Origin of the sequence: Amycolatopsis sp. WGS_07 (assembly GCF_045278895.1) — a bacterium.
In the GTDB taxonomy this organism is placed as follows: domain Bacteria; phylum Actinomycetota; class Actinomycetes; order Mycobacteriales; family Pseudonocardiaceae; genus Amycolatopsis.
Window position 1 is genome coordinate 8,356,316 of sequence record NZ_CP136053.1, and the last position, 20,923, is coordinate 8,377,238.

Consider the following 20,923-nt stretch of genomic DNA (forward strand, 5'->3'; position numbering starts at 1 on the left):
AGTGAGGAGTCCGGGCTGTGGCGCAGTTTGGTAGCGCACTTGACTGGGGGTCAAGGGGTCGCAGGTTCAAATCCTGTCAGCCCGACCGGACGAACGAGCCGCTTGGCTTGGGTGGAAGCCCAGGTCGGGCGGCTTTTTGCTGCCGGGGTTTGATCTTGGGTCTGGGTGCCGGTGTTGAGGCTTGGGGACCAGCGCGCAACACGGTGGGCCGATCCGGTGGTCGTGCGTGCCTCCTGGCTGAGCACGCGGCGCGTCTCCTGACGATGGCGAACGGTGCAACCCGACCATCGTTCGATGGGCAAAAAACCCAGCGACTCCGCTCACCCGGGCATCGCCCGGCACGACCCTCGCCGAGGCAAGCGCCGCACGCGGACTTGGGGCGCGACGCGGTTCGAGCGGGTTCAGGCTTGGGCAGTGGGCTCGTGGTAGAACGCCGTGTGCCGCCGGACCTGCTCGGCTGCCGCCTCAGCGTCGCCGTTGCGCAGGGCTTTGACCAGGGCGCGGTGCGATTTCTGCGCCGAGGACGCCAGTTTGGGCCACGCGGCCGGGTCCAGTTCCCGTTTGACCAGGTGTTCGGTGACGGCGTCGCGCATGGAGCCCATGAGGTGTGCCAGCAGCGGGTTGCCGCTGGCGAGCGCGACGGCGACGTGGAATTTGCCGTCCAGGGCGAGGTACGTGTCGCTGTCCGCGGAGGCGGCGTCCATCTGGTCCAGCAGTGCTTCGAGGCGAGCCAGTTGCTCGTCGGTGCGTTCGGCCGCAGCGACGCGCGCTGCCTCTTCTTCCAGCAGGCGGCGGGTGTGCAGGACGTCTTCGAGATCGAAATGCCCGAGCGCCATGTACAGCCGCATGAGTCGGGAGATTGTGGGGCCGAGGCGGTCGCTGATCTTCGTGCCGCCGCTCGCGCCGATGCCGGTGCGCACGGTGATGATGTCGAGCGCGTCGAGCACCCGGAGCGCTTCGCGCAGGGAGGGCCGGCTGACCTGCAGCGACTCGCTCAGCGCGCGTTCGCTCGGCAGCCGGTCGCCCGCCTGCAGCTTGCCGTCGTAGATGAGCTGTTCAAGCTGGTCCAGGACGCTTTCGAACAGGCGCTGCTTCCCGACCGGAGCGAACAGCTCGCCGTCGTTCGCCGAGTCGGTCACGTCGAGGTCCTTCCGCCGGTCAGTGCTGGGACCGCCAGCGTACTTGGCCAGACCAGCTGACCGCAGGTCAGTCCCGGCCGGCCGCGACGATTTTCTCCGCCAGCAGCTTCGGCCGCGTGTACATCGCCTCGTGGCCGCCGGGCATCTGCACGAGCCGGAAGTAGCCGAGCCGGTTGGACATCCGCGGGTGCCAGCCCCATTCGCCTTGCAGCAGGCCGTTGTCCTCGGTGGCGTTCAGGTAGCTTTTCGGGATCGGCAGTCCGGCGAACGTCTTGAGGTCCACGGGTTCGGTGAACGGACGGAACGGCTGCGGCCGCAGGCCGTCGTAGACTTCGCGGGCCAGCTCGCGGGTCGCGTCGCCCATGAAGCCGTCGCGCCAGATCTCGAAGGGCAGCATCACCGTTCCGTCGCCGCGTTCCGCCGCGTTCGCGTGCAGCGCGGGCGGGAAGAACGGCGGCACGTTGTCCAGCACGGTCTGCCCGTCGAGCAGCACGAACGCGCTCTGGAAGACGAGCCTGCGCACGCGGTCGGGCACGGCCTCCGCGATCTTCGCGATCAGCACGCCGCCCCAGCTGTGCCCGAGCAGCACGAAATCGCGCAGGTCGCGCTCGAGGATGTAGTCGATGATCGGGCGGCAGGCGTCGTCGGTGCTGATGTCGGGCGAGTCGCCGGGGCTCAGTCCGGCCGCGGTCGGCGTGTGGACGTCGTGGCCCAGTGCTTCCAGTTCGGGCCGGACGAGGTTCCAGCTTTCGCCGTACTGCCAGGCTCCGTGAACGAGGACGTAGGTGGTCATGGCGGTCTCCTCAGCGTCCGGTGTAGCGCGGGGTGCGTTTCTCGGCGAAGGCCGCGAGACCTTCTTGCATGTCGGCGGTGTGCATGTGGGCGTACATCGCCACGCGTTCGGCGCGCAGGCCCGCTTCCAGCGACTGGTCGGCGGCCTCGTCGATCAGGTGCTTGGCCCCGGCGAGCACGAGCGGGCTCTTCTCCGCGACGAGTTCGGCGAGTTCCTGCACCCGTTTCCCGAGCGCGTCGTCGTCGACGACCTCGTTGACCAGGCCCCACGGCAGGAAGTACTCGGCCGGGAACAACTGCCCGGTGAACGCGAGGTACTTCGCGCGGGCGGGCCCGACCGCACGGGCGAGCCGCACCGCGCCCCCGCGCCGGGCAGCAGTCCGAAATTCGCGTGCGCGTCGCCGATGCGGACGCTGCGCGCCGCCACCACCAGGTCGCAGGCCATCGCGATTTCCAGCCCGCCCGCCGCGGTGACTCCGTTGAGCGCGGCGATCACCGGTTTCTCGATCCGCGGGAGGTGTTCCAGCGTCTTCGCGGCCTGGCGGAGGAATTCGTGCACGGTGTCCTGGTGTTCCGGGTCGAACGAGTTCAGATCGCCGCCGGCGCAGAACGCCCGGCCCGTCCCGGTGATCACGAGCACTCGCACCGCGGGGTCGTTCTCGAACCGGGTGAGCGCGTCGTCGAATTCGGCGACGAGTTCGGCGTTGAGCGCGTTGAGCGCCTCGGGCCGGTTCAGCCGGATCCAGCCGACCGGTCCGTCGACGCTCGTCAGCACAACCTGTTCAGTCACTTCGGGTCCTCCCTTGGTTTCCCGGTCGCGGCCAGTTCGTCGCGGCACCACGGAGTGGGGACGAACCGGCCGCCGTCGACCACCGTGACCGCGACGTGCCGCGCGGTCAGTCCGTGGTGGTCGGTCGCGGTGTAGCGGTATTCGCCTTGCGGCGTAAGGACTTCGACTGTTTCGAGCGCGTCGCGCACTCGTCGCGGGTCCGCACTGCCCGCCTCGGCGACGGCCGCCGCGAGCAGCTTCACCGCGCTGTATCCGTCCACTGCGTACAGAGACGGCGCGTAGCCGTGGCGTGCTTCGAAGGCGTCCGCCAGCGCCACCGCCGCGTCCCGCACCGGCGACGCCGGGAGATCCCGCGCCACCACCCCGAGCGACGCCGCCGCGACGACCCCTTCGGCGGCCGGACCGGCGACGTCCAGGAACCTCCGGTCGGAATTGCCGTGGCTCATCAGCAGCGGAAGGTCGCGCGGGCGCTGCCGTACCAGCTCGACAGCGGGCGGGCCGGTCGCCCACGCCATCACCGCCTGCGCCCCGCTGTCGCGGACCCGCTCGAACAACGCGGCGAATTCCCGTGCCGCCATGGGAAATCGCTCGACATGCGTCCACTCGACACCGTGTCCGGGGGCAAGGTCGACGTGCTTGCCGAGGCCGGCGCGAGCGAACACGCTGTTCTCGTCGCCGATCAGTGCGACCCTGCTCAGCCCGTGCGCCCGACAGTAGCGGAGGAGTTGCTCGGCGACGGCACTCGCGGTCGGCGGGGTCATGAACGCATAGGGGCGGACCGGGTCCACCTGACTGTCGGCGGCTCCGGTTGACACGTAAGGCACTCTGGCGTCCTCGGCGACCGGAATGATCGCCAGGCTCGCGTTGGAGAACGACGTGCCCACCACGCCCGCCACCGGCGCGCGCAGCAGCTCGGCGAAAGCGGTCACCGCGTGCGCCGGACTGGTCCGGTCGTCGGCGACCACGAGTTCGACCGGCTGCCCGAGCAGGCCCCCGGCGGCGTTCAGCTCGTCGACGGCCAGGCGCGCGCCCCGCTCGTTGTCCTGCCCGCCCGGGTTGTCGCCGGTGCGCGAGACGACCTGGCCGAGTACCACCGGCATCCGCGATCTCCCTCACGTCATCGAGTACTTCATCAGTTGGTCTGACCAAGTTACCATAGGGTGAGGCATCCTGGAACGGCGACGAAGAGGTGGGCCGATGACTTCCCTGCTTGACGTGAACTACAGCGACTTGCTGGTCGAGGCGCTGACGCGGTATCCGGACCGGACCGCGTTCGTGGCGGGCGACCGGCGCGTGAGCTACGCCGCGGCCTCGGACGGGGTCGGCCGGATCATGCGGATCTTCGCCGAGCGCGGCCTGACCGCGGGCGACGGGATTGCCGTGCTCAGCGGCAACACTCCCGAGGTCTGGCTGGTCCAGGCGGCCGCGACGCTGCTCGGCGTGCACTACAGCGGCCTGCACCCGCTCGGCTCGGCCGAAGATCACGCGTACGTGTGTGACGACGCCGGTGCCGACCTGCTCATCGTCGATCCCGCGCACGCCGAAGCCGGCGCCGCGATCGCCGAGCGGTCCTCGCGGATCAAGCACACCCTGGTTCTCGGCGAATCGGACCTTGCCGAGAACCTGTTGGCATTGCTCGAAACGACGCCGGGCAGCGCCTTGACACGCCTTGCTGCCGGACCGGAGCACGTGCCCTGGATCGCGTACACCGGCGGGACGACGGGACGGCCGAAAGGCGTGAAGCTCCCCGATCGCGCGCTCGTGCACACGGTGTCCACGATCATCGCGTCGCTCGACCTCCCGAGCGCGCCGCGGTATCTGACGGTCGCGCCGCTGTCGCACGCCGGCGTGCTGCCGATCCTGCCGACGCTGCTGCGCGGCGGGACCGTGATCGTGCACCGCGGCTTCGACCCCGAGCACTGGCTGCGCACGGTGCAGGAGGAACGCGTCAACTGGAGTTTCTGCGTGCCGACGATGCTGTACAAGCTGCTGGATTCCGGGCTCGCCGCGAAGTTCGACGTCAGCTCGCTCGATACCTTGATGTACGGCGCGTCCCCGATGTCGCCGTCGCGGATCGCCGAGGCGCACGACGTGCTCGGACCGGTGCTGCTGCAGGCGTACGGGCAGACCGAATGCGTGTCGTGGGCGACGGTGCTGCGCAAGGACGAGCACGTGCCCGAACTGCTCGATTCCTGCGGGCGCGCGGTGCTGGGCCAGCGCGTGGTGCTGCTCGACGAAGACGATCAGGCGGTCTCCCCCGGCGAAGTCGGCGAGATCTGCGTGCGCGGTCGGGGAATCATGAGCGGCTACCACAACCGGCCGGAGGAGACCGAAGCCGCGTTGCGCAACGACTGGCTGCACACCGGCGATCTGGCCGTCCAGGACGAACGCGGGTTCTTCCGGATCGTGGAGCGCAAGAAGGACATGATCATCTCGGGCGGGTTCAACGTGTACTCCCGCGAGATCGAGGACGTCATCGCCGAGGACCTGGCCGTCGCCGCCGTCGCGGTCATCGGGGTGCCGCACGAGCGGTGGGGCGAGGCGGTCACCGCGGTGGTCGTGCCCCGCCCGGGATCCACAGTGGACAGTGCGGCGCTGGTCGAGAAGGTCCGGCTGCGCAAAGGGAAGCACCAGGCTCCGAAGACGGTCGACATCGTCGCCGAGCTGCCGGTGACGGCCATCGGGAAGGTCGACAAGAAGAAGCTGCGGGAGCGTTACTGGGGCGGGACTGCCCGGCAGGTGCACTGACACCCTCGCGGGCGGCGGGATTGTCCCGCCGCCCGCGAGGATTCATTCAGCGAGATTCTCCAGCACTTCGCCGCGCGTTTCCCGGCCGAACAGGAGCACGACGGCGGCTGCGGCGAGGAAACACAGCGACAGCACCAGGAAAGTTCCGGTGAAGCCCCACGCGGCGAGCACCGCGGGCACGGCGAGCGGGCCCACCACGGAGCCGATCCGCCCTGCGGCGGACGCGGTGCCGGCTCCGGTGGCGCGAGCACCGGTCGAGAACAGTTCGGGCGTGTAGGCGTTGATCCCTGCGGTCATGGCGGCGAGGAAGACGTTCATCACGCAGCCGGCGACGAGCGCCCACGTCGAACTGGAAGCCAGCCCGTACCAGAGCGCGGCCGCCGACGTCAGCACGGCACTGCCCGCGTAGACCGGTCGTCTGCCGAGCCGTTCGAGCAGATAGCACGCGACCAGCGTGCCGGGAATGCCCCACGCCAGCATGAACATCGTGGTGCCGATCGATTTCGCGATGCTGGCGCCGTGGTCGACGAGGAGCTTGGCGATCCAGATGTTGATGCCGTACTGCGCCAGCAGCTGAAAGAACCACATCGCCCACGCGGTAGCCGTTCGCCTGCGCTGCGCGCCGGTGAACAGGTCGCGCAGCGGCCCGCGGGAGACGGGAGCCTTGAGCGGGACTGTCGCCGCCGGCGTCCCCGCCGGGGCGAGAGCTTCGAACCGCGCCAGGGTCGCCCGAGCGTCGTCGATGCGGCCGCGCGCGACTTGCCAGCGGACGGATTCCGGCACGCCGCGCCGGACGACGAACGCGAACATCGACAGCACGAACATCAGCACGAAGGCCAACCGCCAGTCGAGCAGCAGCGTCGCGCCGCCGGCGATCAGGAACGAGAGCACCACGAGGATCTGCGCCGAACCGAGATACGCGCCGCGCCGCCGTGCGGGCAGGTACTCCGAGATCAGCGCCACGGCGCACGGCAGTTCGGCCCCCATGCCTATCCCGGTCAGAAACCGGCACGCCAGGAGGGATTCGTAGTTGAAGGCGAACGCGGTGAGCAGGCTTGCCAACCCCCACAACAGCATGCTCATCGTGAAGATCGGCCGCCGTCCGAAACGGTCGGACAGCCAGCCCGCGCCGGCGGAGCCGAGGGCCATGCCGACGAACGCGAGGCTGGCGACGCTGCCGGATTGCAGTGCGGTCAGGCGGAATTCGGAGCTGATCGGCGCGAGCACGAAGGTCAGGATCGCCACGTCGGCGGCGTCGACCAGGTAAGCGGTGGCCACGATGGCCACGATTCGCTTGTGCAGCTTGGTGAACGGCAGTCCTTCGAGGCGGGCGAGCAGTGCCGCGCCATCGGTTCTACCAGTGGTGGACGGGTGCATGGCGGGCTCCTTAGTTCGCGGCGAGAAGTGCGTCCATGCGGTCATAGGAGGCGCGCAGCCGCCCCATGCCTTCCTCGGCGACGTGATCGCGCAACTCGCGCGAGGCGAACTCGCACCGGAGCGTGACCGAGGTGCCCGCCCCCTGCTCGTCGAACTGGATCGTGATCAGACTGTCCCCGCCGGCCCATTCCTTGGTGTAGCTGAACTTCCACGGCGGCTCTATCTCGCGGTACTCGCCGCCGAAAACGACCTCCCCGCCGTCTGGCCCGCGCTGCCCGAAGCGCCACCTCCCGCCGGGCCGCAGATCGATTTCGGTGATGTGGTTGTCGTGCCCCTCGATCCCCCACCACCGGCGCACCTGCTCCGGGTCGTGGTGAGCCGCCCACACCGCGTCCCGCGGCGCGTCGACCTCCCGCGTGACGACGATCGTCGTCTCCCCGCGCTTGCTGATGACAGCGTCGCCCATGCTGGCTCCTTTGTCAGCTGGTCACTTGGTTTGACCAAGTATCCATCTCGCGGCTAGCGTGTCAACGACTCGTCGAAGGGAGATCGACCCATGTCGGCCTATTGGGTGGCCCGTGCCACCGTCCGCGACCCCGAACCCATGGCGGAGTACTCGGCGATCGTCGCCCGGCTCCGCGACCGCTACGGCTTCGAGCCCCTGTCCCGGGGCGTACGGGTGGAGCAACTCGAGGGCGAGCGGCAGTTCAGAGAGCACTTCCTGCACCGGTTCCCGTCGATGGACGCGGCGCTGGCGATGTACCACTCGCCGGACTACCAGCGGGCGGCCGAGCTTCGCCGCGCCGGCTGCGACGGGTGCGAGCTGGTCCTGCTCGACGGCGGAGATTCCGTCGCCGGCTAGCGGACGCTGCCGCACCTCAAACGGGCGGGGTGCGTCCGAGTCATGCTCGGAGGCACCCCGCCCGGAACAACGCCGTGCGACGTCGGCATCGCCCAGATTCCATCGCTCGCTGCCAGGGCTCGCCGGGATACGGAAGAAACCTGCCAAGTGAGCGCGTAGTGCCTGGTCAGCCGTCGCTGCGGCGATGGTTCTGGACCATGCGCAGGAGCTTCCCGGTCCACAGTTCCTGACCTGAAAAGCGGCGCTTGCGGTACTGCTCGGCCAATCCGTCGAGATGCTGCTCGGAGCAGCTGACCAGCCGTTTCCGCCCATCGCTGAGGAACCGGACACGAAGGCATACAGCGCGGTCGGGGCGAGCCGGAACATCAGCCCCGTGCGAGGCGGGCGCTGCGGGTGTCGGATTCGGTGCGCTGCGTTCCCTTGTCACTGGTCCGGGGTGCTGGGTGGCGTCGATCGACCGGACCGCGGTTCAAGCGGGTGGTGTCGGCCCGCGAGCTGGCGGAGGCGTTCACGCCGACGCGGACGAGGCGGGAATTGGGCTCGGGGACGCAGTCAGGCCTGGCCACGGCGTCGTTGTGGCGCTGTGCCGGAGGACCGGGTCGACGCCCGGCCCTCCGACACAGCGTCAACGTTGGTCGATTTGGAAGTCGTTCTGCGCGACCCGGGCGGGAGCGCACTCGCCGTAGACAAACCACGGATTCTCCCGAGCACCGATCCAGCCACCGACGCGGGAGGTACGGTCATCGCAGGTGGTAATCGTGCGGATTTCGCCTGAATACACGTAGCAGCCACCCTCCCAACGATGGTTGTCGTTGACCTTGTGGAAGCCGTAGCAGTCGTAACTCGCCGTGGGACTCGCCGACACGACCTTTACCCCGGCCGGCGCGACTGATGCCAGAGCTGGCGTGATTCCGGCACCAAGCATCACGGCGACGGAACCTGCAGTCAAACCAATTCTCCTGAATGTATTCATGCCATGTTCCCTTCATCTATGAATCTCGATTTATTCGCCGATCCTGAATTGGGGTCCGTAAAGGGGGCAATTTTCTCGGCCGTTACTGCTGAGACGAGCAGGTTGTGGAGCTTGGAGCAACAGTCACGGGGAACCTGTGATCCGGCGGCGAAGAACAGGCCGGCTATGGGGAGCTACCCACCTGCGCCGTCACATACATAGCCGTTCAGGGCGACGGTCTCGTCGTCGGTGATCTTGTACCAGCCCGGGTCGAACCAGGTGATCCAGCGGTTGGTCGTCGCTTTGCAGCCGGGTCCGACGGAGAAGAAGTCCACGTCGATTCCGTCGTTCCAGCGGCCGCCCTTCTTCGTGCCTGGCGCGACCCAGGCGTAGGTGTAGCCCGAACCGTCGTCGGACCACGCCACGTACACCGGGCGGCTGGTGCGGTTGTCCAGCGCTCCGCAGACCAGTCCGAGAAAGCAGCCGCCGTACACGCCTGCCTTCCCCGCCCCGGGTTCGGCGGTGACGGCGGATGCGGAACCCGCGCCCGCCAGGACCATCGCGGTGGTCACGACGAGCGTCTTGGCCAGGAACCTCATGTCTCCCCCTGCGGTGTGTCTCGTGCGCTCGAGCGCACGAGGAGTCGGCGGTCCTTCGCCCCGGTGCTTCTCCGAACCGCGGGCCTGAGTGAGCGATCGCTCGCATCGAGGTGCGGAACCCAGGTTTAGCGCCGCCGGGTTCTTCACGGTCGGCGGACGAGCGGTTAACAAAGACCGGTGAAGAATCGGAAGACCCAGGCGAAAGACGGCCCGGAGGTCCGTCGGGACTGCTGAGAAGGCGTGTCGTGCCTGGGCTGGGGCATCATCGGCACGGCGCGGGCGCGTCGGCGTCGGGGAAGTAGGAGCCGAGCTGGTCGGTCGTGATGGGCGGATGGGCGAGGGCGCATGCCTCGGCCTCCGCGTCGTCCGGGTTGATCCGCCAGAGCAGACCGGCTCCGTCGCGCCCGCCGGTGAGCAGGTTGCGGCCGTCCGGGAAGAAGGCCGCCGTGTGCACTTCGTCGGTGTGGCCGGACAGGGTCGCCCATAGTGTGGGGATGCGGGGGTCGTGCACGTCCCACAGCCGGGCGGTGTGGTCGTACCCGGCGGTGACGATGCGGGAACCGTCGGGCGAATAGGCCACCGCGGGCACCGCACCCTGGTGTCCGGTCAGCGTGGAGACCGGCGAAGGCGTGCGCGGGTCCTGCACGTCCCAGATGCGTGCGGTGCGGTCGAGGCCGGCGGAGACCAGATGCCGGCCGTCGGGGGCGAAGTCCAGCGCGAGCACGCGGTCGGTGTGGCCCTGCAGCGTCGCGACCAGCCGGGGCCTGGCAAGGTTCGACACGTCGGTCAGGCGCACGGTGTTCGACATGGCGGCGGCGAGCAGGCCGCCGCGAGAGGAGAACGCGAGGGCCGGCGCGAAGTCGGTGGCGCCCGTGACTTCCCCGGCGAGGACCGGCGTGGCCGGGTCGTGCAGCGACCACAGCCGGATCACGTGTTCGGGATCGTCGCCGCCGACGGCGAGCAGCGCGCCGTCCGGGCTGAACCTCATCGCCCGGGCGGTGCCCGGATGTTTGATCGTCCGCGGCAGCGGGCGTGCGCGGGCAGGGTCGGAGATGTCCCACAACCGGACCAGCCCGTCGGTGTCCCCGGCTGCCAGCACGTTCCGGTTCAGGGCGAGGGACCGGACCTGGTTCATCGTCGAGGCCGGCAGCGGCAGCCGACGCGGCCGGTCGGGGTCGTGCACGTCCCACAGCCGCACGGTGCCGTCGCGGGAGCCGGTCGCGGCGGTGCGCCCGTCGGCGGAGACGACCGAGGCGCGGACGGTGTCGGTGTGCCCGCCCAGCACCCTGCCGGGCACGTCGACGAGCCGGACCGTGCCGTCGTTGCCTCCGGTGGCGGCCACCCGGCCGTCGGGGCTGAAGTCGGCGGCCCACACGACGTTGGTGTGGCCGGCGATGGTGCCGAGCACGGTGGGTGCGGCCGGGGCCGACACATCCCACAACAGCGCGGTGTAGTCCCATCCGGTCGTGACGACGGTCTTGCCGTCCGGCGAGAACCGCGCCGCTTGCACCGAGTCCCGGTGCTGGCCCAGGCGGCTCACTTCCCGAGGCCCGCCTTCGGCGCGCAGGTCCCACAAGCGGGCGCTGGCGTCGAACCCGGCGGTGAGCAGCAGCGTGCCGTCCGGGCTGAACACCGCGGACGTGACCATGGGCGAGTGTGCCGGGAACCGGGCCGTGCGGGTGGGGTGGGCAAGATCGGCGACGTCCCACAGTCCTACGGTGCCGTCGTCGGACGCGGTGACCGCGCGGCGTCCGCCGGGGTCGAACTCGGCCCACGCCACCGAGTCGCTGTGACCGGTCAGCGTCGAGACGCGGGTGGGCGTGCTCGGGTCCCGGACGTTCCACACCGCGGCGGTGCCGTCGTTGCTCGCGGTGATCAGCGCGGTGCCGCCGGGACTGAAGGCGACGTGGTACACCGCTTCGCTGTGGGCCTGCACCGCGGCGAGCGAGCGGGGCGCGGCGGGGTTCTCCACATTCCACAGTGACACCACGCCGTCGTGCCCGGCGGCAGCCAGCCGCGCCCCGTCAGGGCTGAAGGCCAGCGACTCCACTCGCTCAGACCTGCTCGTGATCTCCGCGGCGGACTCGGGAGCATGGGGCGAACGCAGCCGCCACAACCGCACCGTGCGGCTGTCCCCGGCACTGGCCAGCAGCGTGCCGCCCTGCCCGAACGCCACCGCGCGCCGGGCCGAATTTTCGGTCAAGACCGTGGTGCGAGGCCCGCGCACGGTGCTGAGCAGGCTGCCGCGGGTGTCGGCGGTCGGATCGAGGCGGAAGGCCGCGACGGCGAGTTGTCCCGCCAGCGCCGGGTCGGCGGTGCGCAGCGCCGGCGCCTGCGCGGCCACCTTCTGCGCGAGCGCGGAGTTGCGCTGCGCCGCGGTGATCTGCGCGGCGCGCACGGCGTACCAGGTGGCCCCCACCGCGATCAGCAGCAGAGCGCTCAACAACGCCACCAGCACACGCAGCTGGGACGCCCGCCGCCGTTCGGCTGCCTCGACGCGCGTGTCCTCGGCCATCGAGGCCGCCAGGAAGTCCCGCTCGGACTGGCTCATCGCCCAGCCGTGGCGCTCGGCCCACGACCGGGCCAGCACCAGCCGCACACCCCGGTACAGCGCGCCCGGGTCCTCGTCCAGTGCGCGCCAGGCGGCTGCGGCGTCGGTGAGGTCGCGGTGCACCCGAAGCCCCTCGCGGTCCTCGGCGAGCCATCCGCGCAGGCGCGGCCACGAGCGGATGAGGGCCTCGTGCGCGATCTCCACGCTGTCCTCGCCCAGCACCACCAGCCGCGCGGCCGCCAGGTGTTCCAGCACCGACCGGACATCGCCGCCGAGTTGGTCCAGCTCGTCCCGGCTTGCTCGCCGCTTGGTGTCCTTGATCCCCTCGCCGAGTGCGCACAGCCGCAGGAAGACCTGCCGGGCGGTGCGCTGATGATCGGAGGACAGCGCGGTGAATGCGACCTCGGCGGTGTGCGCGACAGCGTGCTCGATCCCGCCCGCGGCCTCGTAACCCTTCAACGTCAACGTCGTGCCGCGCCGACGCCGCCAGGTCTCCATCAACACGTGGGAAACCAACGGGAGCACACCGTGCTGCCCGGCGGCGTCGGCGACGATCCGGGCCACCAGCGCGGTCTCCACCACACAGCCCTCCCGCGCGGCGGGCCCGACAACGGCCCGGCGCAGCTCGTCGGCCGTCATCGGCTCCACCGTCACCTGCCCTTCGCGCAAGGCCTGTGACAGCGCGGGATGTCCGACGCAGTCCCCGTAGAAGTCCGCGCGCACGCTCAGCAGCACTCGGCAGCCGCTGCGGTCGGCGATGGCCGCCGTGAGCAACTGGTCGATGAACCGGGCCCGCTCGGCGTGGTCGGTGCAGAGCGTGAACAACTCTTCGAACTGGTCGACGACCAACACCAGCTCGCGCCCATCAGGCGCAGCCCGCCGGACGGCATGGTGCAGTCCCCTCGCATCGTCGGTCGGCCGCGCCACGGGCGTGCCCGCCAGGCCCGCCAACCGGATCAGGCACTCCTCCAGCGGGTGCGCACCCGGCGTCAGCACCACAGTCGGGCTGGCCAGCCTCGGCGCCACCCCCGCCCGGAGCAACGACGTCTTGCCGGTGCCGGAAGCGCCGACGACCACCACCACCCGCTGGTCGGCCAGCCGGGCGAGCACCTCATCCACCAGCGTTTCCCGCCCGAAGAACCGCGCCGCGTCCTCAACCCGCAACGGCGCGAGCCCCGCGTAGGGCGACTCCTCCAGGTCCGGCGGATCGGGCGGCCGCAGCGCCACCGATACCTCGCGCCATCGGCTGTCCCACGCTCCGGCGTCCCCGCCGCACGCCCGCACATACGCCAGCGTCACGTCCAGGCTGGGCAGCTTCCGCCCCGCCGCAGCCTGCGACAACGCCGCCTCCGAGTAGTGCGCCCGCGCACTCAGCACCCGATAAGGAGGCTTGCCCGCCTTCTCCCGCAGCAACCGCAAATCGCGTGCGAACTCCACCAGCGGCCCGTCCCCAGCGGCCAACGGGCTTTCTTCACGCGGCATCCAGGCCACCCCCGCCTCACATCGCCCACCATCCCGAACACTCCACACAGGTGCATCGCGATCTCCAGGTGCGGTATGACACCCCAGGCGAGACGGGACGGGCACCCGGGGCGACGCGGAGGGAAAGAGGCAGGTCGGCCGCGCTGGTCCAGCAGAGCCGGCGTCCATGGAACCGCCGGATTGTCGGGCAACGGATCGAGCCGATCCGGCAAGTGCGCCCGCATGGTGTCCCGCATCCGGCACGGTCGTCTCCCGTGGAAGACCGCCCGCAGTCCGGCGAACATCAGACGAAGCCGACATCGCCCCGGCAGCACACCGATCCCGCCGCCTCCCCGGCCGCCGCGCCTTGCCCCGAACAGCCGAAGCGCTTGACCTAGCACCTGGCAGGTTTCCCCTCGCCTGATTCCGATCGGCGCCCCAAGCCCCGTTCCTTGCGGAGAGCGAGCAGGGCTCAGCTGCGGTCGCTCTCGTCCAGCCGCGCCGCCAGCCCGGCCGGATCGTCCGCCAGGACAGTCGCGTCGCCGAGGAACAGCCCGACACAGCGCTCGCTGGACGTAGACCTGGTCGACGGCGTGGCACCGGCCCTCTTCCGCAACGTCCTCGCACCGCTCGATCCTCACTCCGGGAACAACGGCGTTCCGGGGCTGCGCGTCGAGCACCGGAAAGACCGGCTCATGCGCCGATTGCTCGACCACAGCGGAGCTTTGACCGATGCCCAGGTCAGGATCAACGGCGTCGACGAAACGCACTGGAACTCGATCTTGACGCAGATCCGGAACGACGCCTACGACGAGGAGCGGGCCAACCCGTCCCTGAAGCTCGCGCCGGAACTGAGCCCGAGCGAACTGCACGGCATCAGCGTGCACCGACGGGGATGCGGCCCCGCAGGCCTGGGCAACGCGATGCTCCGACGCGTCGGACTGTTCACCGGCGCGGATTCGGTCGAGGCGTGGCCGATGCTGCCAGCCTGCGAGATCCATGTCGAGATGGACGGCGGGCCCTCGGTCCGCGACGTCGCCAACGCCCTCGCGTACCCGATCGTCGGTATCGTCCACGGCGAGACTGCGGTGCGCCGGCTGGACGACTCCGCTGCGGAAATCGTCGACCGCACCGGCGTCGCCATCCATGGAGGCGAGGCTCCCGGAACGCCCGCGTTCGTGATACGCCGCTCCCCCACATCGCATGCCGGACGGCTCCTCGGCGGGGCCTCCGTCAACCTCACCGACCTGCCCGCCGTCTCACTGCCGGTCGGCGTCCAGCTCGTCGACGGCTGATAGGCCGACCACAACCTTCTCGCGCTGGCTGACCGGCTAGAGCCGATCAGCCCGGTCCGCGATCGTCGCCCCAGCCCCCGCTCACCGGAAGTCGGGAGCCAGCACTCGCCACCAGTTCCTCACTAACGCAGGATGTCGCTCATCGCCGATACGACGGTGCTGCCGTCCATGTCGCGCAGGGAAAGGCCGACCGACGCGGCCGCGGCCTCGGAGGTCTGCCACCGGAATCGGGGCGTGTCGCTGGTGGCGGCTTCGACGACGACGGCCGCCGCATCCTCAGGTGATTGCGGTGTCCCGAAACCTTCGGCGACGAAGCGGAGGAACTTCTCGGTCAACGGGCCATATTGCCCGTCCGGATCCGTGCTGAGGCAGCGCATGTCGGTGTTCTGCACGATATTGGTCTGGACCGCGGCGGGCTCGACCACGCTCACCGCGATCCCGAATTGCGCGGCGACGGGCGCCAAGGACTGCATCAAGCCCTCGACGGCGAACTTCGAGGCGCAGTAGGCGTCCAGGAAAGGTTCACCGATGACGCCGCCATTGCTGGTGACGGTGACGATCCGGCCGGAACCGGCTCGCCGCATGGGTCCGAGCGCCTGCCGGGTGAGCGCTGCCACGCCGAGGAAGTTGACCTCGAACTGGGTTCGCAGCGCCGCGTCGTCGAGTTGTTCCAGGCTGCCCGCGACGCTGATCCCGGCGTTGTTGACGAGAATGTCGATCGTCCCGAACTCCGCGACGACCTCGTCGAGGCACCGCAGCCGGGCATCGCGATCGGTCACGTCCAGTTCGCGCACTGCCAGTTCGACGCCGTCCTTCGCAGCGGTGTCGAGCAGTTGCCCTCTCTCCCGGTGTCCCGCATGGTGGCCACTACGCGGATGTCCCGCCGCGCCAGGCCGATGGCCGTGTGCAGGCCGATCCCGCTCGACGTGCCGGTGACGACCGCGACTTTCCGATCAGACAAGGAACTTATCTCCTCACAAGGTGAACTGCATTGACGACTGCGTGAGCGCGATGGGAGCGAAGCCCCGGCGGCGCATGATGTGCGGCATTAGCAACACCACCCGCACATGAGCATCCGCACGTGAATGATTGCTCCGCGTTCACCGTGATTCCGATGACCCCGCGCGGCGACAGGCTGGCACCGCCCACTCACGCTATTCCGGGTGCGATGCGACAGTGTCCGTCGTCGACGCCGTCCAGCTGGCGAGCAGGTTCATGGCTCGCCGGGACGACGATCCTTCCTGGGTCGTGTAGACGAACAGGGTGGTGTCCGGGTCGCCGGGCAGGGTGAGGGTCTCGTATTCGACGGTCAGGTCCCCGACGAGGGGTGGCGCAGCCGTTTCGATCCGTGCGTGCGCTGGTGCACTCGATGCTGCTCCCACCACTCGCCGAATTCACGGCTGTGTGCGCGGAGTTCGGCGACCAGCTCGGCGGTGGCCCGGTCGTCGGGGTCGCGCCCGACTTCGAACCGCAGGTTCTCGACGGCGGCCCTGGCTTGGTCCGGCCAGTCCACGAACAGCGATCGGGCGTCCTCGTCGAGGAACATCCAGCGGGCGTAGTTGCGGTGGGCGGCCGGAAACTGGTCGAAGTCGGCGAACAGTGCCTTGGCCATCCGGTTGGCGGCCAGGATGTCCGCGCGACGGCCGAGGACAAGCGCGGGCTCGCCGTCGAGGGCGTCGAGGAGCTGGTAGAGACCGGGACGGATGCGTTGCGCGCTCCGAGCTTGTCGGCGAGCCGGCGCCGTGGCGTGTCCGATGAGGTCCTCGAGGTGGGCGCGTCCGGCAGCGTCGAGTTCGAGCGCGCGGCCGATCGCCGCTACGACTGCCGCGGACGGGGTGATGCGACGTCCCTGTTCGAGACGGGCGTAGTAGTCGGTCGACACGCCGGCCAGCCGGGCGACTTCCTCGCGGCGCAGGCCCGGCACGCGACGGACGCGTCCGTCCGGCGGCAGCCCGGCCCGCGCGGGGTCGGCCTGGGCACGGGCGCGCCGCAGGAAATCGGCGAGTTCGCGGTTGGTGTCGGCCATGCGGTCCAGTGTCCCCGACGTTGCCGACCGGTGCCTGGACCTGTGCGTCCTAGGTTGCCGGGTCCGAGGTCGCACAGGGCGCGAGATGAGCCGCTGACCAGGGTTTCTGTCCGGCACGCTTGAGCCGTGCCGGAAACGGCGCCGCGGGACGGCAGGTCCCGAGAACCCTCAGCAAAGGATTCCCTTCGTGAGCAAGATCCTCATCGTCATGTCCGCCGCGAGCACCTGGGTGCGCACCGACGGCTCGTCCTATCCGACCGGCTACTGGGCCGAGGAACTCGCGGCACCACACGAGAAGTTCGTCGAAGCCGGATACTCGGTCGACTTCGCCTCTCCTGGCGGGGTGTTGCAGCCGCTCGACCAGCACAGCGCCGATCCGGAGGTCGCCGGCGCGAATTGCGCCGAATACGTGGCGCACGCGGAGAAGGCGCTGCGGGAGTTCGGCCCGCTGCTCACCCTCAGCGAGGTCGACATCGACGACTACGTCGCGGTCGTGCTGCCCGGCGGACACGGCCCGGTGGTGGACCTGTACCAGGACTCCGACCTCGGCCGCCTGCTCGCCCGGGCGGACGCTGCCGGGAAGCTGATCGGCGCCGTCTGCCACGGCCCCGCCGCCCTGCTGTCCGCTGTGGACGAAGAAGGCAAGTGGCTGTTCGCCGGGCGGGAAATGACGGCGTTCACCGACGAGGAGGAGCAGCTGTTCGGCACCGCCGACGGAGCGCCGTGGCTGCTCGCCAGCCGGTTGCGCGAGCAGGGAGCGAAGCACGTCGGCGGACCTGCCTATCAGGCGTTCACCACTCGTGATCGGAATCTGTTCACCGGCCAGAATCCGGCGTCGAGCGCCCCGATGGCCGAGGCCATGATCGCCGCCCTCCGCTAGCGGCGCGTTCGGCGGCACGTCCCGAAAACCCATCGCCATGATCAACCCAGGAAGAACGGTGAATCCCGTGGTCGCCTTCGCTCCCGAACCCGATGTCGTCGGCCGGGTCGAGAAACGTCTGTTCATCGACGGCCAGTGGCGGCAGGCGTCAGGAGGGGGAACCTTCGCGGTCGAGGATCCGGCCACCGGCCGGGCGCTGTGCGAGGTTTCCGACGGGACGCCCGCCGACGCGATGGCCGCCCTCGACGCCGCCGACCGGGCACGAGCGAAGTGGGCGGACGTGCCGCCGCGCCGGCGGGGCGAGATCTTGCGTCGTGCCCACGACTTGCTGATCGCGCGTCAGGACGAGTTCGCGCTGCTGATCACTTCGGAGATGGGCAAGTCGCTCAGCGAGTCGCGGGCCGAGGTCGCCTACGGAGCGAACTACCTGCGGTGGTTCGGCGAGGAAGCCGTCCGGATCGAGGGCAGCTGGAAGGTCAGCGAGGACGGCACGGCCCGAGTTCTGGTCATGCGGCAGCCGGTCGGGCCGTGCCTGTTGATCACACCGTGGAACGCGCCGCTGGCCATGCCCGCCCGCAAGATCGCCCCTGCCGTCGCGGCGGGCTGCACGATGATCGTCAAACCGGCGCCCCAAGCGCCGCTGACGACCGCCGCGCTGGCCGGGGTGCTGGCCGAAGCGGGCCTGCCCGAGGGAGTGCTCAACGTCGTCCCCACCACGAACGCGGCCGCGGTCACTGAGCCGCTGCTGCGGGACGGACGACTGCGCAAGCTGTCCTTCACCGGCTCCACCCCTGTCGGGCGTCTCCTGCTGGGCCAAGCGGCTGGCACCGTCCTGCGCGTTTCGATGGAACTCGGCGGGAACGCCCCCTTCATCGTCTGCCAGGACGCCGACCTCGACGCCGCGGTGGACGGCGCGATGACCGCCAAGCTCCGCAACATCGGCGAGGCGTGCATCGCCGCCAACCGCTTCCTCGTCCACGCCGCCGTCGCCGAGGAGTTCAGCAAGAAACTCGCCGCTCGCATGAACAAGGTCGCCCTCGGGCCGGGGACCGACCCGGCCGCCGATCTCGGCCCCCTCATCGACGAACGCCAACGCCGGAAAGTCGCTGAACTGGTCGACGACGCCGTCGCGGCCGGGGCCCGGGTGCGCACCGGCGGGGTCGTGCCGGCGGGAGCGGGGTACTTCTACCCGCCGACCGTGCTCACCGACGTGCCCGCCGGCTCTCGCATCACCCGGGAAGAGATCTTCGGCCCCGTGGCAGCGATCCAGACGTTCACCACCGAGGCCGAGGTCCTCCGCGCCGCGAACGACACCGAGTTCGGCCTCGTGAGCTACCTCTACACCCGCGACCTGAGCCAGGCACTGCGCATGAGCGAACAACTGGAGACCGGCATGGTCGGCCTCAACCGCGGCTACGTCTCCGACGCCAGCGCCCCCTTCGGCGGTATGAAGCAATCAGGTATCGGCCGCGAGGGCGGCAACACCGGCATCGACGAATACCTCGAGCAGAAGTACGTCGCCATCGACGCGGCGCCAAGCGGTGCGGGGGAATCCCGTTGAGCAGCACGGTGTTCGACTCCTTCCTGTTCCGCGACCTGTTCGGAACGCCCGAGATGCGCGCGATCTTCAACGACGACGCCTACCTGAACACCGTCGTCCGCGTCGAAGTCGAATTGGCCAGGGCACAAGCACGGGTCGGCGTCATCCCCGCCTGGGCCGCTGATGCCATCGCCGCGTCCTGCGCTCATGCCCGCCTCGACCGCGAGCGGCTCCGCCGCGACACCGACAACGTGGGCTACCCGATACTGCCGATCGTCACGCAACTCGCCGAGCAATGCGGCGACGCGGGCGGCTACCTCCACTGGGGCGCCACGACCCAGGACATCATGGACACGGCGACGGTGCTCCAGTGCGCCGAGGCCCTGGCGCTGATTTCCGACGCACTCGACCAGCTGCGGGAACACCTGCGGCAGCTGGCGCGGACCCACATCGGCACGGTCACCGCCGGGCGAACCCACCTCCAGCACGCCCTGCCCGTCACCTTCGGCTACCGGGCGGCCGTCTGGCTGTCGGCGCTGGACCGCCACGCCGACCGGCTGGCCGCGGCCCGGCAGCGGGACCTGATGGTCCAGTTCGGAGGCGCCGCGGGAACCCTCGCCTCCCTCGGGCCCGGCCCGGACGGCCTCCGGGCACGAGCGGCGCTCGCCGAACAACTCGGTCTGCGGGACCCCGAGATCACCTGGCACGTCGCCCGCGACGGTTTCGCCGAGATCGTCGGCCTGCTCGCCGCGATCGGCGCGTCGATCGGCAAGATCGGCGCCGATGTCGCCCTCCTGTGCTCCACCGAGTTCGGAGAACTGGCCGAGCCCTTCGTGACCGGGCGCGGAGCCAGCTCCACCATGCCCCAGAAACGCAACCCCGTCTCCAGCGAACTCATGATCGCCGCGGCCAAACTGCTGCGGGACAAGGCTTCGGCCATGCTGGACGCGATGGTGCAGGACTTCGAACGCGCCACCGGGCCGTGGCAAGTCGAATGGGCCGTCCTCCCCGAAGCGTTCCTCCTGCTGTCCTCCTCGCTCGCCCAGGCCGTACACACGATCGGCGGTCTCCACGTCGACGCGGAGCGGATGCGCGCCAATCTCGGACTCACCAACGGACTCATCGCCGCGGAGGCGGTCATGATGGCCCTCGCCCCCGTCCTCGGCCGCCACCGTGCCCATGAACTCGTCTACGCCGCGTGCGCTGAAGTCATCAACTCCGGCGGCGACCTTGCCACCGAACTGAGCAGGCACCCCGAAGTCACGGCGAGTCTCGACGCGGGTCAGCTCCTTCAGCTCTGCGATCCCGCGGGCTATCTGGGAAGCGCGCAAGCCATGACGCGAGCTGTCGCGCAACGGCGACCTGAGCACGATCGGCCCGCAGAGTGACTATCGGCCGCCGTCCGGACGGCCGGTGCGGTTCGCGAGCATGATGGTGCCGCTGGCCAGGAGCGCGGCGAGGATCGCGCCGACGGTGTTCATCTCCCAATCGTTGGTGTCGCAGGCGCGTCCGATGGCGGGGACCAGGGCCTGAACAGCCTCGATCCCGGCGGACAGGCCCGCACCGGCCGCGAGCATCAGCAACGGTCGCCGCGTGACCAGCGCGGCGAAAAAGACCGGCGGGAAAAACAATGCCACGTTGGCCAACGACTCCACGCTGGTCAACGTAGGCACGGAGAACTGCACCGCGCAGGCGATGTAGTCCACCCGGCTCGAGGTCGGAACAAGGGTCAGAACAACGACCGGCACCACGGACAGCATCACGAGCGTCCAGAGGATCAGGTGCCTGTGCTTGCTGCTCCGGATGCGCAGCAGCAAGTAGCCGGCGCCGACACAGACGACGGCGATCAGGAGCAACACCACCGGCACCAGCGCCGAGTTGTCCAGCAGGAAGTTGGTGATCATCAGGGAG

At 69.8% G+C, this 20,923-nt stretch carries 18 protein-coding genes, 1 tRNA gene and 2 pseudogenes; 7 read left to right on the forward strand and 14 right to left on the reverse strand.

Annotation, left to right across the window (positions count from 1 at the left end):
- The first annotated feature begins 11 nt into the window (after positions 1-11).
- Positions 12-85 (forward strand) — tRNA-Pro (locus RPX00_RS39275).
- Between the two features lie 316 nt (positions 86-401).
- Here the strand turns inward: RPX00_RS39275 and RPX00_RS39280 are convergent.
- The 4 genes and pseudogenes from RPX00_RS39280 to RPX00_RS39295 form a co-directional block, all read right to left on the reverse strand.
- A complete protein-coding gene (locus RPX00_RS39280) occupies positions 402-1,139 on the reverse strand; it encodes a FadR/GntR family transcriptional regulator (RefSeq protein ID WP_406633188.1) in 738 nt (245 codons plus the stop codon).
- Between the two features lie 67 nt (positions 1,140-1,206).
- A complete protein-coding gene (locus RPX00_RS39285; protein WP_406633190.1) occupies positions 1,207-1,932 on the reverse strand; it encodes an alpha/beta fold hydrolase in 726 nt (241 codons plus the stop codon).
- 10 nt (positions 1,933-1,942) lie between these two features.
- Positions 1,943-2,772 (reverse strand): annotated as a pseudogene (locus RPX00_RS39290) (enoyl-CoA hydratase/isomerase family protein).
- Positions 2,718-3,821, reverse strand: a complete 1,104-nt coding sequence (locus tag RPX00_RS39295) for an ABC transporter substrate-binding protein (RefSeq protein ID WP_406633192.1) — start codon at positions 3,819-3,821, stop codon at positions 2,718-2,720. The pseudogene RPX00_RS39290 and the gene RPX00_RS39295 overlap by 55 nt, the downstream one beginning before the upstream one ends.
- 97 nt (positions 3,822-3,918) lie before the next feature.
- On the opposite strand from RPX00_RS39295, the gene RPX00_RS39300 reads away from it, so the two are divergent.
- Positions 3,919-5,469, forward strand: coding sequence for an AMP-binding protein (locus RPX00_RS39300; protein WP_406633195.1), 1,551 nt, complete (start codon positions 3,919-3,921; stop codon positions 5,467-5,469).
- A gap of 42 nt (positions 5,470-5,511) precedes the next feature.
- Here the strand turns inward: RPX00_RS39300 and RPX00_RS39305 are convergent, their stop codons facing one another.
- Both RPX00_RS39305 and RPX00_RS39310 read right to left on the reverse strand, forming a co-directional pair.
- Positions 5,512-6,846, reverse strand: a complete 1,335-nt coding sequence (locus tag RPX00_RS39305) for an MFS transporter (RefSeq protein ID WP_406633197.1) — start codon at positions 6,844-6,846, stop codon at positions 5,512-5,514.
- A gap of 10 nt (positions 6,847-6,856) precedes the next feature.
- On the reverse strand, positions 6,857-7,312 hold the full coding sequence (locus tag RPX00_RS39310; RefSeq protein WP_406633199.1) for an SRPBCC domain-containing protein: 456 nt from the start codon (positions 7,310-7,312) through the stop codon (positions 6,857-6,859).
- 90 nt (positions 7,313-7,402) lie between these two features.
- On the opposite strand from RPX00_RS39310, the gene RPX00_RS39315 reads away from it, so the two are divergent.
- Positions 7,403-7,708, forward strand: a complete 306-nt coding sequence (locus RPX00_RS39315; protein ID WP_406633201.1) for a DUF1330 domain-containing protein — start codon at positions 7,403-7,405, stop codon at positions 7,706-7,708.
- A 625-nt stretch (positions 7,709-8,333) separates the two neighbouring features.
- Here the strand turns inward: RPX00_RS39315 and RPX00_RS39320 are convergent.
- The 4 genes from RPX00_RS39320 to RPX00_RS39335 all read right to left on the reverse strand — a co-directional run bounded on the left by RPX00_RS39320 (position 8,334) and on the right by RPX00_RS39335 (position 13,887).
- Positions 8,334-8,681: a hypothetical protein gene (locus tag RPX00_RS39320; RefSeq protein ID WP_406633203.1), complete on the reverse strand. Its 348-nt coding sequence runs from the start codon at positions 8,679-8,681 to the stop codon at positions 8,334-8,336.
- 173 nt (positions 8,682-8,854) lie between these two features.
- A complete protein-coding gene (locus RPX00_RS39325) occupies positions 8,855-9,259 on the reverse strand; it encodes a hypothetical protein (RefSeq protein WP_406633205.1) in 405 nt (134 codons plus the stop codon).
- A 262-nt stretch (positions 9,260-9,521) separates the two neighbouring features.
- Positions 9,522-13,292: a hypothetical protein gene (locus RPX00_RS39330; protein WP_406633207.1), complete on the reverse strand. Its 3,771-nt coding sequence runs from the start codon at positions 13,290-13,292 to the stop codon at positions 9,522-9,524.
- Positions 13,293-13,743: 451 nt separating this feature from the next.
- The gene (locus tag RPX00_RS39335; protein ID WP_406633209.1) at positions 13,744-13,887 is read right to left on the reverse strand and encodes a hypothetical protein; all 144 of its coding nucleotides are present in this window, start codon (positions 13,885-13,887) and stop codon (positions 13,744-13,746) included.
- Between the two features lie 79 nt (positions 13,888-13,966).
- Between RPX00_RS39335 and RPX00_RS39340 the strand changes: the two genes are divergently transcribed.
- Positions 13,967-14,566: a hypothetical protein gene (locus tag RPX00_RS39340; protein WP_406633211.1), complete on the forward strand. Its 600-nt coding sequence runs from the start codon at positions 13,967-13,969 to the stop codon at positions 14,564-14,566.
- Between the two features lie 122 nt (positions 14,567-14,688).
- On the opposite strand, the gene RPX00_RS39345 is transcribed toward RPX00_RS39340, so the two are convergent.
- The 3 genes and pseudogenes from RPX00_RS39345 to RPX00_RS39355 form a co-directional block, all read right to left on the reverse strand.
- The gene (locus RPX00_RS39345) at positions 14,689-15,360 is read right to left on the reverse strand and encodes an SDR family NAD(P)-dependent oxidoreductase (protein WP_406633213.1); all 672 of its coding nucleotides are present in this window, start codon (positions 15,358-15,360) and stop codon (positions 14,689-14,691) included.
- Positions 15,342-15,527 (reverse strand): SDR family NAD(P)-dependent oxidoreductase, encoded by a 186-nt coding sequence (locus RPX00_RS39350; RefSeq protein WP_406633215.1) that lies wholly within the window; start codon positions 15,525-15,527, stop codon positions 15,342-15,344. The genes RPX00_RS39345 and RPX00_RS39350 overlap by 19 nt, the downstream gene beginning before the upstream one ends.
- A 193-nt stretch (positions 15,528-15,720) precedes the next feature.
- A pseudogene (locus RPX00_RS39355) lies at positions 15,721-16,592 on the reverse strand (helix-turn-helix domain-containing protein).
- Between the two features lie 187 nt (positions 16,593-16,779).
- On the opposite strand from RPX00_RS39355, the gene RPX00_RS39360 reads away from it, so the two are divergent.
- Genes RPX00_RS39360 through RPX00_RS39370 form a run of 3 tightly spaced genes read left to right on the forward strand, consistent with a single transcriptional unit; the run spans position 16,780 to position 20,400 of the window.
- Positions 16,780-17,472 (forward strand): type 1 glutamine amidotransferase domain-containing protein, encoded by a 693-nt coding sequence (locus tag RPX00_RS39360; RefSeq protein WP_406633217.1) that lies wholly within the window; start codon positions 16,780-16,782, stop codon positions 17,470-17,472.
- Between the two features lie 58 nt (positions 17,473-17,530).
- Positions 17,531-19,033, forward strand: a complete 1,503-nt coding sequence (locus RPX00_RS39365; protein WP_406633219.1) for an NAD-dependent succinate-semialdehyde dehydrogenase — start codon at positions 17,531-17,533, stop codon at positions 19,031-19,033.
- Positions 19,030-20,400, forward strand: a complete 1,371-nt coding sequence (locus tag RPX00_RS39370) for an adenylosuccinate lyase family protein (RefSeq protein WP_406633221.1) — start codon at positions 19,030-19,032, stop codon at positions 20,398-20,400. Before RPX00_RS39365 ends, RPX00_RS39370 begins: the two co-directional genes overlap by 4 nt.
- Here the strand turns inward: RPX00_RS39370 and RPX00_RS39375 are convergent, their stop codons facing one another.
- On the reverse strand, positions 20,401-20,916 hold the full coding sequence (locus tag RPX00_RS39375; protein WP_406633223.1) for a VanZ family protein: 516 nt from the start codon (positions 20,914-20,916) through the stop codon (positions 20,401-20,403).
- Positions 20,917-20,923 lie beyond the last annotated feature (7 nt).